General features: G+C 63.6%; 13 protein-coding genes and 1 pseudogene. 6 read left to right on the forward strand and 8 right to left on the reverse strand.

Annotation, left to right across the window (positions count from 1 at the left end; translation table 11 throughout):
• Positions 1–15 precede the first annotated feature (15 nt).
• The 8 genes and pseudogenes from H587_RS0109820 to H587_RS21395 form a co-directional block, all read right to left on the reverse strand.
• The gene (locus H587_RS0109820; protein WP_027176123.1) at positions 16–1,275 is read right to left on the reverse strand and encodes a class I SAM-dependent methyltransferase; all 1,260 of its coding nucleotides are present in this window, start codon (positions 1,273–1,275) and stop codon (positions 16–18) included.
• Entirely contained in the window at positions 1,275–2,075 is an 801-nt protein-coding gene (locus tag H587_RS0109825; protein WP_027176124.1) for a sulfotransferase domain-containing protein, read from the reverse strand. Before H587_RS0109825 ends, H587_RS0109820 begins: the two co-directional genes overlap by 1 nt.
• A gap of 14 nt (positions 2,076–2,089) precedes the next feature.
• A complete protein-coding gene (gene rfbC / locus H587_RS0109830) occupies positions 2,090–2,626 on the reverse strand; it encodes a dTDP-4-dehydrorhamnose 3,5-epimerase (RefSeq protein ID WP_027176125.1) in 537 nt (178 codons plus the stop codon).
• Positions 2,623–3,678, reverse strand: a complete 1,056-nt coding sequence (rfbG, locus tag H587_RS0109835; protein WP_027176126.1) for a CDP-glucose 4,6-dehydratase — start codon at positions 3,676–3,678, stop codon at positions 2,623–2,625. The genes rfbC and rfbG overlap by 4 nt, the downstream gene beginning before the upstream one ends.
• Positions 3,679–3,685: 7 nt before the next feature.
• Positions 3,686–4,465 (reverse strand): glucose-1-phosphate cytidylyltransferase, encoded by a 780-nt coding sequence (rfbF, locus tag H587_RS0109840; RefSeq protein WP_027176127.1) that lies wholly within the window; start codon positions 4,463–4,465, stop codon positions 3,686–3,688.
• Positions 4,466–4,514: 49 nt separating this feature from the next.
• Positions 4,515–6,314 carry an ABC transporter ATP-binding protein gene (locus tag H587_RS0109845; protein ID WP_027176128.1) on the reverse strand — a complete coding sequence of 600 codons (1,800 nt, stop codon included), beginning with the start codon at positions 6,312–6,314 and terminating at the stop codon, positions 4,515–4,517.
• Between the two features lie 233 nt (positions 6,315–6,547).
• The gene (locus tag H587_RS21390) at positions 6,548–6,682 is read right to left on the reverse strand and encodes an adenylyl-sulfate kinase (RefSeq protein WP_156904508.1); all 135 of its coding nucleotides are present in this window, start codon (positions 6,680–6,682) and stop codon (positions 6,548–6,550) included.
• A gap of 23 nt (positions 6,683–6,705) precedes the next feature.
• Positions 6,706–7,002: pseudogene (locus tag H587_RS21395) on the reverse strand (adenylyl-sulfate kinase); the annotation flags it as partial.
• A 320-nt stretch (positions 7,003–7,322) separates the two neighbouring features.
• Between H587_RS21395 and H587_RS0109855 the strand changes: the two are divergent.
• The 6 genes from H587_RS0109855 (at position 7,323) to H587_RS0109880 (ending at position 14,549) form a co-directional block, all read left to right on the forward strand.
• Positions 7,323–8,657, forward strand: coding sequence for a surface carbohydrate biosynthesis protein (locus H587_RS0109855; RefSeq protein ID WP_027176129.1), 1,335 nt, complete (start codon positions 7,323–7,325; stop codon positions 8,655–8,657).
• A 165-nt stretch (positions 8,658–8,822) separates the two neighbouring features.
• Positions 8,823–10,412 carry an amino acid adenylation domain-containing protein gene (locus H587_RS0109860; RefSeq protein WP_027176130.1) on the forward strand — a complete coding sequence of 530 codons (1,590 nt, stop codon included), beginning with the start codon at positions 8,823–8,825 and terminating at the stop codon, positions 10,410–10,412.
• Positions 10,412–11,428 (forward strand): AAC(3) family N-acetyltransferase, encoded by a 1,017-nt coding sequence (locus H587_RS0109865; protein WP_027176131.1) that lies wholly within the window; start codon positions 10,412–10,414, stop codon positions 11,426–11,428. Before H587_RS0109860 ends, H587_RS0109865 begins: the two co-directional genes overlap by 1 nt.
• Positions 11,429–12,088, forward strand: coding sequence for a class I SAM-dependent methyltransferase (locus tag H587_RS0109870; protein ID WP_027176132.1), 660 nt, complete (start codon positions 11,429–11,431; stop codon positions 12,086–12,088).
• 40 nt (positions 12,089–12,128) lie between these two features.
• Positions 12,129–13,469, forward strand: a complete 1,341-nt coding sequence (locus tag H587_RS18100; protein WP_034609044.1) for a hypothetical protein — start codon at positions 12,129–12,131, stop codon at positions 13,467–13,469.
• 69 nt (positions 13,470–13,538) lie between these two features.
• Positions 13,539–14,549, forward strand: a complete 1,011-nt coding sequence (locus H587_RS0109880) for an NAD-dependent 4,6-dehydratase LegB (protein WP_027176133.1) — start codon at positions 13,539–13,541, stop codon at positions 14,547–14,549.

Here is a 14,549-nt window from a genome sequence, read left to right on the forward strand (position 1 = left end):
GCACCTCTTGGGCCTTCAGCAGGTGCCCCGTCGGCCGGGACCAACAGGCGAGAGCAACTCCAGCCGAGGAATCGCCAGGGCAAAACAGCCGCCCCATTCACGCACCTCAGCCAGTTGCTCCATGATCTCGCCCTTGATGTTCCAGGGCAGGATGAGCAGCACGTCGGGTTTGCGTTCGGCAACGGCCTCCGGCGGCAGCACGGGGATGTGACTGCCGGGCATGAACAGGCCCTGCTTGTGGGGCGAGGCGTCGGCACAAAAGGCCACTAGGTCCGTCTTGACCCCGCAGTAGTTCAGCAGGGTGTTGCCCTTGGCCGCAGCCCCATACGCCGCCACCAGCCGTCCGGCCCGCTTCTGCTCGATGAGGAACGTGAGCAGATCGGCCTTCACGGCCTCGGCGCTACGCTGGAAGCCCTCGTAGTAGGCCATGGTCCGCATGCCCCGGCCCTCCTCCACTGCCAGGAGGGCGTCCACAGCCGGGCTGGCGCTCCGCGCCGCATCCTCCGCGTGGCAGGCATAGACCCGCAGCGAGCCTCCATGGGTGGACAGTTGCTCTACGTCGAACAGCCGCAGGCCCTGGGAGGCCAAGATGGTCCGCACCGTGCCCAGGGAGAGATAGGAGAAGTGTTCGTGGTAGATGGTGTCGAACTGGTTGCCCTCCACCATGCGCATGAGGTGCGGAAATTCCAGGGTGATGATCCCGTCCGGCTTGAGCAGCAACCGCATCCCGGCCAGGAAGTCGTTGATGTCCGGCACATGAGCCAGGACATTGTTGCCCACGATGAGATCGGGCCGGCAGCCCTGGCTGCGAAGCCGTTCCGCCAGGGCCGTACTGAAGAACTCGGTTACGGACTCCACGCCCCTGCTCCGCGCCGCGTCGGCCGTGGCCGTGGAGGGCTCTATGCCCAGGCAGGGGATACCCCGCTGCACCAGGAACTGGAGCAGGTAGCCGTCGTTGGAAGCGATCTCCATGACCAAGCTATTTCCGCCGAGGCCGAAGCGCTCCACGGCCATGTCCACATAGCGCTCGGCGTGCTCCACCCAAGAGCGGGAATAGGAGGAGAAGTAGACGTAGTCCCGGGAAAATATCTCCTGGGACTTCTTGTATTCGTCCACCTGTACCAGGAAGCAGCAGGGGCAGGTAAACAGCTTGAGGGGATAGAATATCTCAGGCTCGTCCAACTGGGCCGCCGTGAGAAAGGCGTTGGAAGGCGGCTGGTTCACCAAGTCGATGAAGGCCTGGGACAGCAAGGTCCGGCAGTGGCGGCAGTGCATCAGTTCGCTTCCCGGACCTCGACGGGGTCCAAGCCGATGCGCGAGAAATCGATGTTGGGGTAGTAGCTGGCCATCTTGAGGATGCGGCGGCGCTGCTCCTCGCTGAGTAGGGTCTTGCCGCGGCCTGTGATCCCGACGTTGATGCCCGAGCGCACCCGGTCGCCTCCGACGGCGGCAACAGCGGCCTGGATGGCCTCGTCTCCAGCCTTGATGCCGTAGAACGCGCATACGCCACTTGCAGCGGCCGTCTTATCGGCCATCATTTCCTCATAGCTGAGCCAGTACGTGTCCAGGGCGCCGCTCTGCTGGACCTGGACCCAGGAGCTGAAGAAGGTAAAATACCAGGGCAGGCAGATGTCGATGATCATGTCCGCCTGTCGCTCCTTGAGCTGGCTATTATAGTAGTCTCCCATGTACTGGATACCGAAGATGGGAGTGTGGGAGCAGTGGTCCACGAGGCTGGCCGTGATGTCGAAAATATTGCGCACCAGGACCACGGGCTTGAGCCCGCACATGCGCATGAGCCGGACGTTCTCGTCCTTGGCCCGCATGTGCATGCGGCTGGAGATGCCAGTGAAGGCCTTATCGATAAGAGTCGGCAGGTAGATGTCCTGCTCCTCGTTGCGCACGCCCACGCAGATCTCCTCCGTGGCGTAGCCGGTGATCTCGGCCATGACGTTGCGCAGGAAGGTGGACGCACTCTTCGGAAAACAGGCGATGATCACGCGCTCGCTGGCGTGCGGGGACAGCGTTTTGGTGAGGAAGAACAACCGCTTGAGAAGACTCTTGGTGAGATGCATGAAAGACCTCACGATTATGGTGTAGGGGCAAGCAGTGGATGATTCCTGTCCCTGTCGGAAACCTCGCCCACAGACAAAGGCCACTGGATGCCCATGGCCGGGTCGTCGTACCGGAGGCCGCCCTCGGCCCCCGGCGTGTAGAAATCGGTATGCAGATAGAGCAGTTCCGTGTTCTTCGCAAGGGTCTGGAAGCCGTGGGCGAAACCCTCGGGAAGGAGCAGGGCCCGGCCGTTGTCTGGGGTTAAGACCTCGGCGTGCCAGCGCAGGTAGGTCGGCGAATCCGGCCTGAGATCCACGGCCACGTCGAAGGCCGCCCCCACCAGGCAGCGGACGATTTTTATCTCGGCGTACGGCGGATGCTGGAAGTGCAGGCCCCGGACGGCGCCCCGGGCGTGGGTCAGGGAATGGTTGATCTGGACCACCGGCTTGAGGCAACCCGCAGCGTGCAGTTCCCGAGCGCAAAACAACCGGGTGAAACTGCCCCGCCCGTCCCGAAAAGGCTCGGATTCCAGGAGGTAGAGTCCACCGAGCGGTAGGGCCTGGAGCTTCACGGCAAATTCTCGTAGCGTTCGATCTGCCCCAGCGTGAGCCGTCTGGGGTCCTGGCCCGAGCTTGCCGCCTTGTACCAGGCCAGGGTCCAGGCCAAGCCCTCGCGGAAAGCCAGCCGGGGAGCCCAGCCCAGTTCGCGCGCGGCCCTGGCGGGATCGAGCCGCAGGCAGCCCGCCTCGTGGGGAGCGGCCCAGGCGTCGGTCTCGCAGGCCACGTCCGGGCCCCAGCCCGCGCAGAACTGGCGAGCGACCTCGTCCACGCTGTGGACCTCGTCCTTCGCGGGGCCGAAGTTCCAACCGCCCTGCAATGCCCGGCCCTTCTCGCACAGGCCTTTGACCAGAAGCAGATAGCCGGTCAGGAGGTCGAGCACGTGCTGCCAGGGCCGCACGGCCCGGGGATTGCGGATGCGGGCCCGGGTTCCAGAGGTGGCGGCCCGCACTAAGTCCGGTATGAGCCGGTCCCTGGCGAAGTCGCCGCCGCCGATGACATTGCCAGCGCGCACCGAAGCCACCGAGGTCCGCCCTGCGAAAAAGAAACTCCTGGTGTACGACTCGGTGGCCAGTTCGGCGCAGCCCTTGCTGGCCGAATAGGGGTCGTGGCCGCCCATTGGGTCGCTCTCCACAAAAGGCCTGCCGAGCTCGTCATTGGCGTAGCACTTGTCGCTGGTCACGATGAGCACGGCCTCGGCCCCGGGGCTTCGCCGGACGGATTCGAGCAGATGGACCGTGCCCATGATGTTGGTCTCGAAAGTCCCTGCTGGGTCCTCGTACGAAGGCCGGACAAGGGATTGGGCGGCCATGTGGATGACGATGTCCGGCGCGAACGCGGACACGGCTGCGGTCAGGGCGTGCAGGTCACGGACGTCGCCGCCCAGGCGCCGGACATCCTGCTCCACCCCGGCCAAGACATACAGCGACGGCTCGGTCGGCGACTCTAGGGCATACCCGCCCACGACAGCACCGAGCCGGGCCAGCCACAGGGCCAGCCAAGCCCCCTTGAATCCTGTGTCCCCGGTGAGCAGGATGCGCTTGCCCTCGAAAAAGCCGTCGAACATGGAGTGCCTACCAAATTTTCCAAGGGGCCTTGCCCGCAGTCCAGAGTTTGTTGAGGTGCTCGGTATCGCGCAGAGTGTCCATGCACTCCCAATAGCCCTCGTGGCGATAGGCCGTCAATTGACGCTCCTGCGCCAATCGCTCCAGGGGGCCGAATTCCAGGTCGCAGCTGGCCTCCGGAGTGAGGTAGTCAAAGACCTTGCGGCTGAAGACGAAGAAGCCTCCGCTGATGAGGTCGCGGCCCGCGAAAGTGGGTTTTTCCAGGAACGAGAGCACAGTGTCGCCGTCCAGCTTGAGTTCCCCGAAGCGCTGGGCTGGATTGACGCCGGTGACCGTGGCGATCTTGCCGTGGGAGTGATGGAAATCGAGGAGCGCCCGGATGTCGATGTTGGCCAATCCGTCGCCGTAAGTCAGCATGAACGTGTCTCCTGTGATGTACTTTTCCATCCGTTTGATACGGCCACCCTTGAGCGTCTGCTGCCCGGTGTCAGCCATGGTGATGCGCCAGTCGGCCTCGTCATGGCAGCCATGTATGCAGAGGCGCTCGGGGTGCCCGAGCTCCACGGTGACGTCGTTGTTCATCCACTGGTAGTTGACGAAATAGTCCCGGATGATCTCGCCCTTGTAGCCCAGGGGCAGGACGAAATCGGTATACCCGTAGTGGGCGTAAATTTTCATGATGTGCCAGAGGATGGGCCGGGTGCCGATGTTGACCATGGGCTTAGGCCGGAATTCGGTCTCTTCTCGGAGCCGCGTTCCCAGCCCGCCGCAGAGGATGATTGTTTCCATAGCTTCTCACCTGCCTCATATCAAGGGTGCGAGGATTTCCGGGTCGCGTTCACTGAACGGCTTCCACTGGGGAGTCCTGGGCCGCGCCCTCGGCGAACTGCATCTGGTAAAGTCGCGCATAGAGGCCGCAGGATTCCAACAGTTCCCCGTGGCGGCCCTGGGCCAGAATACGCCCGTTCTCCATGACCACAATGCTATCCGCCGTGAGCACCGTAGACAGACGGTGCGCGATGACGATGCTCGTGCGGTTGCGCATGAGGTTTTCCAGGGCCAGCTGCACGATGCGCTCGCTCTCGGTGTCCAGGGCGCTGGTGGCCTCGTCCAGGATGAGCAGGGGCGGGTTCTTTAGGATGGCCCGGGCGATGGTTAGGCGCTGCTTCTGGCCGCCGGAGAGCTTGACCCCCCGCTCGCCCACCAGAGTCGCGTAGCCCTCGGGCAGCTCGCTGACGAACTCGTGGGCATAGGCGGCCTTGGCCGCCTCCTCGATCTCTTCGCAGCTGTACTGGCGGCTCTCGCCGTAGGCGATGTTGCCGCTCACCGTGTCGTTGAACAGGAAGGCATCCTGGGAAACGATACCCAGGGAGCGGCGCAAGCTTTTCAGGGTATAGTTCTGAAGTGGGCGGCCATTGATCAGGATGCGGCCCTCCTGGGGGTCGAAGAAGCGGGGCACGAGGTTTACCAGGGTGGTCTTGCCCGATCCACTGGGGCCCACGATGGCCACGCGCTCCCCGGCCCGTACCGCCAAGCTGACCCCGTCCAAGGCCGGCCGCGAGGCTCCGGGATAGGTGAAGCGCAGATCCTCGAAGCGCAGTTCCCGGAAGGGCTCGGCCACTTCCAACTCGCCGCCGGACTCGGCCACCAAGTGCGGGGCGTCCAAGATCTCGAAAACCCGCTCGGCTCCGGCCATGGCGGCCTGGATGTCCATGTTGGCGCTATTCATACGCTTGATGGGCTCATAGAGCATGGCCAGAGCGGTGAGAAAGGAGAGCAGCGCCCCGGGGGTCAGATCCTCGCCGATGACCCGCATCCCGCCGTACCAAAGCACCAGCGCGGCGGCCACAGATCCAACGATCTCCATAACCCGGGAGGATTGTTCGCTGACGCGGATCTGCTTGATCGCACTCGTAAGGAACTTGGAGTTCTCCCTCTTGAACTTGTCCACCTCCAGGGACTCGGAGGCGAAGGCCTTGATGACCCGGATGCCGGAGAAGCCCTCCTGCATGACCACGCTCACGTCCGCGACATTAACCTGGGTTTTGCGGCTGATCTTGCGCAGCTTGCGGCTGAAGGATCTGAAGACCCAGACCACCAGGGGCATGACGATGAGCCCCCAGAAGGCCAGCGCCCGGTCCAGATAGATGACGTAGGCGACGAGTCCTAGGACGGTGAAGAATTCGCGGGTGCACATGACGATGGACGGCAGGCTCTGACGGATTAGGGCCACATCGTTGAGCATCCGGGACATAAGCATGCCCACCTGGGTCTCGTTGAAGAACCGCAGGGGCAGATAGACTATGCGCGCGTAGAGGTCGTTGCGCAGGGCCTCAACAACCATGAACCCTGTGGAGTTCATGTAGTAGGTCTGCATGAAGCGGAATACGCCCTTGAGGGACATGAGCACGAAGATGGCCAGGGTCACCAACTGGAGCGCCGCAATGTCCTTGCGGATGAGCACGTCGTCCACGGCCAGCTTGACGAGCCAAGCGGTGAGGGCCCCGCAGGGCGCCACCGCGAGCATGCCGATGACGGCCAGGACGAGCCGTTTCTTGAAGACCAGGAAATAGCTCAGGCTGCGTTTGAGCAGGTGTCGGGAATCCTGATAGAAAAATTTTCTTTTGCCGTCGGACAAGAAGTGTTCCTTTGCGGAGGATTGGGAAGACGTTCGGTGCAGCCGCCCTGTGGCGCCATATACCCCAGATCCTGCGGACAAGACAAGGGCCTCGCCCGCCTTGGGGCTATGCAGGAGAGAGGGCCGTCCGGGTGATCTGGAGGTGCCGCGCCACATAATCCGCCAGCACGTCGAGACGGGCTTCGATCCCCATATTTTCCGTGTCCACGACCACCTCCGGGGAGCCGGCCGAGTCATAGGGGAAGGGCGCCTGTGAATTCGGCGAGTTGGCCCTGCTGTGCCCTACGGTAAAGCCTCTTGGGATCCCGCTGCTCACAGGTCGGCAGACTGACCTTGATATAGACCACGTGGAATTCACCGGGGGCCATGAGTGCGCGAAGGCCACACGATCGCGCAGAAACGGAGAGATGGTGGTCGTGATGCAGAACAGGCCCAGCCCGGACAACAGCTTGACCACGTGAGCCAAGCAGCGCAGGCTCTTGGAGCAATCCGCTGCGAAGAAACCCAGGGCGGAACTGATCCCCTTGCGCATGAGGCCGCCGTCCAACACGACCACGGCATAGCCCCGCTGGAACAGGAGGCGTTCCAGATTCTCGGAGAGCGTGGTCTTTCCGAAGCCGCTCAGGCTGGCGAACCAGAGGATGCCGCCTGAATGCCTGTGGCGGGCATGGCGTTCCTCCGGCAGGATGCACTGGGGCTAAGGACATGAGCTGCAGACCTCGGGTATTCGCGTTCAAATAACAATCTCTGTTGATTGCGATGAAAAATCGCCTGCGGCGGAGGCCAATCCCCACCGGCTGGCGAGACCTATAGCCCAAACCGGGAAGCCAAGGCAAGATGTCCCGTCGGCGCTCCCTTCCGCCAGTGCCGGAGCCGAGCTGGCCTCCGGCATTTTGACAGGTCTGCCCAAAGCGGATAGTTACCGGGCGGGACGCGTTTCCGCCCTCTTCCGAGGCAGACCGGCATTCCGTCCGCATCCCATTGCTTCGAGGAGGTTGTATTTCCAAAATGCTCTGCGCTATTCCCATCGAAATTGCCACTCGGGAATTGGACGGCATCCTTTATCTTGCCCTGCATTTAGCCGCGCGCGGCCTGCCGACCCTGTTCGGCGAGCGCATGGTCAACCAGTACGTGCTCTCCTCCAGCAACCCGGTAATCTACTTTGACAGCGACCAGGACGTCTCGGTCAATGAAGCCGTGTTGGCAGCGGGCGGCCGGGTCATCAACCTCAACCCTGAGGGGTTGAACCAGTGGGATGCGCCGGAATACCTGGACAACTTTCTGCGCATCCTGCCCTGTGTCTCACGTATCTGCGCCTGGGGTGACAAGCAGGCGGCTATGCTGCGGAGCCGCCTGCCGCCGGACAAGGCCAATCTTGTGGCGGTCACCGGGTATCCCTCCTTCGACTTGGCCAGCAAAAAATTCCTGCCCTATTTTCGCGACGAATCCTTGGGCCGCCGATACGGCGAAGATTATCTGCTCATCAACACTAGCTTCACCTGCAATCACAGCATGGGCTTTGACTACTATTTCGAGATGCTCAGCCGGATGAAGGAATGGCGTATCTACAAGGACAAGAAGTTCATGGCCTTCATGAGGCGCAATGCGGAATACCAGCGGGGGCTGCTGGAGCCCTTTGTGGCCCTGACGCGCCACTTGGCCCTGCGCTTCCCGAAACGGCAGGTGATCATCCGCCCCCATCCTGCGGAAAACATGGACTTCTACCGCAGCAGGATCGCTGATCTGCCCAACGTGCATGTGCTCCGCACCGGTTCCGTGCGCAAGTGGATCGCCACGGCCGGAGCGGTGATCCATCATGACTGCACCACCGGCCTGGAGGCGCTACTCATGGGCAAACCGCTCATTCAATACCGTCCGCACTTCGATCCGGAGTTGGCTGCGGCCATCGTCTCCGAGCTTGGCCACCCCGCGGAGACCCCGGAGGCCGTCGCCGACCTTGTGGTCGCCACGTCTAAGGGCTGTGGTCCGGCCCCTTCAGCCCACGACCTGACTTCTTATGTCGCCAATCTGCGCCAGAAGGCTTGCGAGGTCATCGCCGACATGGCCGCCGGCTTTGCGGCAGGCGGTCCCGCCGCCTGGAAACCTCGGCCGCCGGGCGTCTGGGGCTCTGTCAAATGCTGGAGAAAATATCTCAGCAAGTTGCTCCGGGCCAAACAGCCGGGGAGAAACGGCCGCAAGGTCCGATATGCGTTGAGTAAGTTTCCATACATGACGGAACAAGATATCCGCGACCGGCTGGATAAACTCTGGGCAATTGAGCCAGAACTGCCCCGAGCGAGGGTGGAGCGTCTGACTGTGAACACGTTCCTGCTGACCCAGTGAGCTTGCCAATGTGCTCTGCCGAGACCACCATCCGCGAGATGCCGCCAGACCGGAGGCGGGAAGAGATTGTCTTCGAACACGCCGCCCGCGCGTGCGCCAAAAAAGCAGAGGAACGATGCTCAAAGCGTTCCGGGAATGCACGCCGGACCAAAAAGTGAGAACCACATGACTCCCTCAATCATCAATGGATTCCTTCAGAATGCCAAACAAGCGCCGTCCGCCCCGGCCCTGTTCGTCCAGGATGCATTTTACTCCTACGCGGACTTGGCCGCAGCCGGCGCCTCAATCCGCGAGGCCCTGGTGGCCCAGGCCGCGACCGAAGAATTGATCGGCGTCTTCGCCTACAGGTCCCTGCCCATGTTCATCGGTATCCTCGGCACACTCATGGCCGGGAAGTGCTACGTCCCGCTCAACCCGACCTTTCCCGCCAAGCGCCTCAAGAGCGTGGTCCTGCGCTCCGGCATGCGTTTGGTCCTGACCGAAGAGAAGTATTTGGACCAGATCCTGGAGGTGCTCCAGGCCTGCGAAGGCACATACGTCCTCCTGGTGGTTGATGCCCTTGCTGCAGGGTCCTTTGCTGCGGGCAACGTCGTGGTCCACAACCAGCAACACACGGAGGCCCGGGCACTGGAGCCCCAGGCCCTACGCCCGGTGGAGGTGCAAGACAACGGCTTCGCCTACCTGCTGTTTACCTCCGGGAGCACTGGGGATCCCAAGGGCGTGGGCATCACCCACGCCAACGTGAACTTCTTCGTCAACGCGGTGCAACGGAAATACCGTTTCGCTGCCAGCGACAGGTTCTCACAACTGTTCGACTTCACCTTCGACCTCTCGGCCTTTGACATGTTTGTGGCCTGGAGCGCCGGAGCAGCCGTGTATTGCCCGCCAAAGGAGGAATGCCTCGCCCCGGTGAAATTCGTGAAGAAGCACGAGTTGACCGTATGGTTCTCCGTGCCCTCCACGGGTGTGCTGATGGCACGCTTCGATTTCCTCAAACCCGGCAACCTCCCGTCCTTGCGCTTTGCTCTATTCTGCGGGGAGGCCCTACTCTGCGACACGGCCCGGCAGTTCCTGGCCGCCGCGCCGCAGGCCCTGGTGGAGAACCTCTACGGCCCCACCGAGGCGACCATCGCCTTCACCGCTTATCCATGCACCCAAGCATCCCTGGACGAGAAGTGCCGCAACGGCGTCGTGCCCATCGGCAAGCCCTTCGAGGGCCTGGTGGCCGCCGTGGTGGACGAGAACCTGCGGCCGCTGCCCAGGGGCGAGGTCGGGGAACTCTGCCTCGGCGGGGCCCAGATCGCTCCAGGATACTGGGAGGGCGAGGCCCTGACCCGCGCCAAATTCCTCTCACTACCCCATGCGGGCGCGCCGGAGATCCCGTGGTACCGCACAGGCGACTTGGCCTACTGCGACGCCGACGGAGACCTGTTCTTCTTAGGCCGCAAGGACGACCAGATCCAGATCGCCGGGTACCGGGTGGAGCTGGGCGAAATCGAGCACGTCCTGCGCCAAGCCACGGGAATCAGCCACGTGGCGGCCATCGGCTGGCGGCAAGCCCCCAATCACCCGCTGTGCGTCGTGGCCTTCGTGGCGGGCCGAATCGTCGATTCCGCCGCGATCATCGAACGCTGCGCCGAGAGCCTGCCCAATTACATGGTGCCGCACAAAATCTGCAGTATTGTGAGCATGCCGCTCAACTCCAACGGCAAGATCGACCGCAACACCTTGGCCCAGATGGTCACGGGGGCATGATGAGCAGCACGGTCCTGTGGAGCGACTTCCTCCAGCACGTCTTCGTTCTGTACGAACAAAAGTTTTTGCAGCGCGGGATCGCCGTTCCGGACAGCCTCGCGCCCGAATTCGACCTGATCCGGAACACCATCGTCGATTCCCTGGAATACTTCTCCCTGGTGGGCAGTCTGGAGGAACGCTTCGGCGCCCTGGACATGGAGTTGGTGAGTGAGCACGGTTTTGGCGCCCTAGGCTCCCTATACCAGGGCCTCACCGGCGCGGCCCCGGGCAAGCAGGCCGGGATCACCCGGGCGGACATGGCCGAGGCCCTGGCCGGTCTGAGCCTGGAACCCGACGGTGTGTTTGTCATCCATTCGGGCCTCCAGCACCTCGGCCCCATCCAGGGCCATGCCGAGGCGCTCCACGCGGCGCTCCAGGACGTGGCTGGACGCGGCATAACGGTCATGGTGCCTGCGGCCAACATTCCGCAGTTCAAGGCCCACGCCTTTGACGCCCGCACCACGCCCGCCGACGCCTCGCTCGGGGTCTTTTCCGAGTACATCCGGTCCCGGCCCGGAGCCCTGCGCAGCGAGAACCCCCTGGATTCCGCAGCGGCCATCGGGCCCCAGGCCATCGCCCTGATCCGCCCCTACGAACTGGCCTACGGCGAGGGCTCGCCCTGGCGGCAGGCCCTGGACCTGAACGCCACGGCCCTGTTCGTGGGCGTGGGGCTGGAATACGCCTCGGCCGTGCACATGGCCGAGTTGGACTGCCGGGTACCATACCGGGCCATGAAGGACTTCCGCTACCGGACCATGGGCGATTCCGGCCCCCAGGAGAGCTGCTACCGGCTCTTCGCCCGACAGCCGGAGACACTCTACGATTTCGCCAGGATCCACGCCGTGGCGGGCTTCGACGCCGCCTGCACTTGGCAGAAGCTCGGCTACGGCGTTTTGACGAAGGTCCGAATGCGCGCTATCTATGCTTCTGCCGTTCGTGTGCTGAACGAAAATCCTCGTTTTTTCCTGGAGGGATAAATGGCTTGGGACGAATGCTGGGAAAAGATATTCTCGGAGCGCGAATGGGGCAAGTATCCCTCGGAAAGCGTCATCCGGTTCATGGCCAAATACTTCTATAAGGCCCCGGACCGGCGCGCGGTCAAGGTTCTGGACCTGGGTTGTGGCACGGGCACGGTCTCCTGGTACTGCGCTCGTGAGGGCTTCACGGTCTTCGGCATCGACGGCTCGGCCACCGGAGTGCGCCGAGCCCAGGAGCGCTTCGCCCACGAAGGCCTCAACGGCGAGTTCCGGGTGGGCGACATCACGAAGCTGCCCTACGCCGACAGATCCTTTGACGCGGTCATCGACGGCTTCGCCATGGCCGCCAACGACCGCGAGTCCCACGCCGTGATCCTCAAGGAGGTGCGTCGCGTGCTCAAGCCCGAGGGCCTGTTCTACTCCATCTTCCCGGACGTGGACACTATGGGCTACGGCTCGGGTATCACCTTGGACCGCTACGTGCAGAAAAACCTGACTACGGGCCCGTTCGCCCAGGAAGGCACTATCTACTTCTTCGACGAGGACGAGATCAAACGGCAATTCCAAGGCTTTACGGTAGAATCCCTGGAGATGCTCCGGCGCACCTTCGACAACCGCCAGAGCCACTGCACTGAATGGGTCTTTGTCGGCAGGCCCTAAGGCCGCTCCGCAGGACAACCAACCGGTGGAAGCCAGCGCAATGCCGAACCCGCACGCAACCGTCTACGTAGTCCACTGCATCGACACGGAAGGCCCGTTGCACGAGTCCCTGGAGGCCACGTTCGAACGGCTCCGGTACGTCTTCGGCGTCACCCTGGAACCCACCAGGGAGAACCTGAGGCGGCTCCAGGACGGCGAGATCGATCTCGACGGCAACGAGGCTGCAGTGCGCCAGATGGTCGCCCCGGAACTGCTCCGCTACAACGACACCTGGGACGCCGTGGACCGGATGCTGGAGAACGCGCTGAACCCGTCGTTCCGCGACAGCTTCACGGATTCTTTCGGCGGCCACTGGATCTACAACTGGTTCTGCGTGGACCATGTGGGATACGAGGGCAATCCGCGGCACCGGGACATGGGCTACGGCAACGTCTTCGACCACTATTTCCGGTACGTCCGAGCCCAAGGCATGAGGGACGGGTTCCAGTTCCACTACCACCCCATGCCGTTCAGCCGGCAGGCGCACCACTGCGCCACCCACTACTTCGCCCACGCCGACACCCTGTTCCGCAGCCTGGCTTGGCGGATCATCGAGCGCGGCTGGTTTCCCAGCTGCTACCGCCCCGGGTTTCACACCATCCGGCCGGACAGTCACTGGTTCCTGGAGCAATTCCTGCCCTTCGACTTCTCCAACCAGGCCACGGACGAGACCTCTGAGCAAAAGGATATGGCCAGCGGCCGCTTCGGCGACTGGCGGCGGGCCCCGGACACCTGGGTCCCGTACCGCCCGGACCACGACGACTACCAGCGGCCCGGCAACTGCCGTCGCCACACCATGCGCTGCCTGAACGTCGGCACCCGCACGCGCTGCCTGAGGCAGTCCGACGTGGACCAGGCCTTTGTGGAGGCCAGCCGGAGCTTGCCCGTGATCTTGGCCTTCGCCGACCACGATTTCCGCGACATCCGCCCGGACGTGCGCACGGTGGCGGCCATGCTGGCGGATGCGGCCAGGCGCCACCCCGGTGTGGGCTACCGCTTCTGTGAGGCACGTGAGGCCGCCCGCTTCGCCCTAGGCCTGGAGGCCGCAAAGCCCCCCCTCACGCTCAAGGCCACTTGGCAGGACGACACCCTGCTCCTAGAGGCGGACCGGCCCATTTTCGGACCCCAACCGTTCCTGGCCCTCAAGACCCGCACCGGTCAGTACCTTCACGACAACTTCGACATCCAGACCCCGTTCCGCGCCTGGAGCTACGTGCTGGACGCCCAGACCGTGCCCGCCGGCACGGTAGAGACCATCGGCGCGGGCGCCTGCGACGCCGCAGGCAACGTGACGGTGGTCCGCTCCATACCCGGCGGCCCAGCCGAGTCCTTCCACTGGTAGCCCCCGCCGCCCCATTCTTTGCCTTTTGGCCCCGCCGATGCTACACAGACGCCCAGAACGGAGCGCGACATGAAACTTACGGGCAAGCGAATTCTCGTCACCGGGGCGGACGGATTCATCGGTTCGCACCTGACTGAGCACTTGGTGCGCCTGGGGTTCCGGGTGCGGGCCTTCGTGCTCTACAATTCCTTCAACTCCTGGGGCTGGCTGGACGAATCGCCTGAGGAGGTCAAGGCCGAACTGGACGTTTTCGCTGGCGACATCCGCGATCCCAACGGGGTGCGCCAGGCGATGCGAGGTTGCGACGTGGTCCTCAACCTGGCCGCGCTCATCGCCATCCCCTATTCCTATCACTCCCCGGACACTTACGTAGACACCAACGTCAAGGGCGCGCTGAACGTGGTCCAGGCGGCCCGCGACCTGGGCGTGGAGCGCGTGATCCAGACCTCCACCAGCGAGGTCTACGGCACGGCGCGGTTTGTGCCCATCACCGAGGAGCACCCCCTCCAGCCCCAGTCGCCCTATTCGGCCTCCAAGATCGGCGCGGACCAGATCGCGCTCTCGTTCCACCACGCCTTCGGCACGCCGGTGTCGGTGATCCGGCCCTTCAACACCTATGGCCCCCGGCAGTCCGCCCGGGCCGTGATCCCCACCGTGATCACCCAGATCGCCACCGGCGTCCGCCATGTGCGGCTCGGGGCCCAGCACCCCACGCGGGACTTCAGCTTCGTGGAGGACATCGTGCGCGGCTTCGTGGCGGTGGCCCGGGCCGACGCCTGCCTGGGGCAGGTCACCAACATCGGCAGCGGATTCGAGATATCCATCGGCGACACGGCCCGGACCATCGCCGAGGTCATGGGCGCGGACATCGAGATCGTCTGCGACCAGGAGCGTTTGCGGCCGGAGAACAGCGAGGTGGAACGCCTCTTCGCGGGCATCGAGCGGGCCGCCGAGCGCTGTGGCTGGCAGCCCGAATACGCCGGAATCGACGGCTTCCGGCGCGGACTCGCGCGCACCGTGGAATGGTTCCGGACCCCTGACAACCTCCGGCGCTACAAGGCCGGCCGCTACAACATCTGA

The organism is Desulfovibrio aminophilus DSM 12254, from assembly GCF_000422565.1.
Taxonomy (GTDB): Bacteria; Desulfobacterota; Desulfovibrionia; order Desulfovibrionales; family Desulfovibrionaceae; genus Aminidesulfovibrio; species Aminidesulfovibrio aminophilus.

Excerpts from the sequence above, each read along its gene's own strand:
- H587_RS18100 (WP_034609044.1), top strand. The coding sequence starts at position 12,129 with ATGCCGAACCCGCACGCAACCGTCTACGTAGTCCACTGCATCGACACG.
- H587_RS0109855 (WP_027176129.1), top strand. The coding sequence starts at position 7,323 with ATGCTCTGCGCTATTCCCATCGAAATTGCCACTCGGGAATTGGACGGC.
- H587_RS0109820 (WP_027176123.1), bottom strand. The coding sequence starts at position 1,275 with ATGCACTGCCGCCACTGCCGGACCTTGCTGTCCCAGGCCTTCATCGAC.
- H587_RS0109860 (WP_027176130.1), top strand. The coding sequence starts at position 8,823 with ATGACTCCCTCAATCATCAATGGATTCCTTCAGAATGCCAAACAAGCG.
- H587_RS0109870 (WP_027176132.1), top strand. The coding sequence starts at position 11,429 with ATGGCTTGGGACGAATGCTGGGAAAAGATATTCTCGGAGCGCGAATGG.
- H587_RS21390 (WP_156904508.1), bottom strand. The coding sequence starts at position 6,682 with ATGGCCCCCGGTGAATTCCACGTGGTCTATATCAAGGTCAGTCTGCCG.
- H587_RS0109825 (WP_027176124.1), bottom strand. The coding sequence starts at position 2,075 with ATGCATCTCACCAAGAGTCTTCTCAAGCGGTTGTTCTTCCTCACCAAA.
- rfbF (WP_027176127.1), bottom strand. The coding sequence starts at position 4,465 with ATGGAAACAATCATCCTCTGCGGCGGGCTGGGAACGCGGCTCCGAGAA.
- H587_RS0109865 (WP_027176131.1), top strand. The coding sequence starts at position 10,412 with ATGAGCAGCACGGTCCTGTGGAGCGACTTCCTCCAGCACGTCTTCGTT.
- rfbG (WP_027176126.1), bottom strand. The coding sequence starts at position 3,678 with ATGTTCGACGGCTTTTTCGAGGGCAAGCGCATCCTGCTCACCGGGGAC.
- H587_RS0109880 (WP_027176133.1), top strand. The coding sequence starts at position 13,539 with ATGAAACTTACGGGCAAGCGAATTCTCGTCACCGGGGCGGACGGATTC.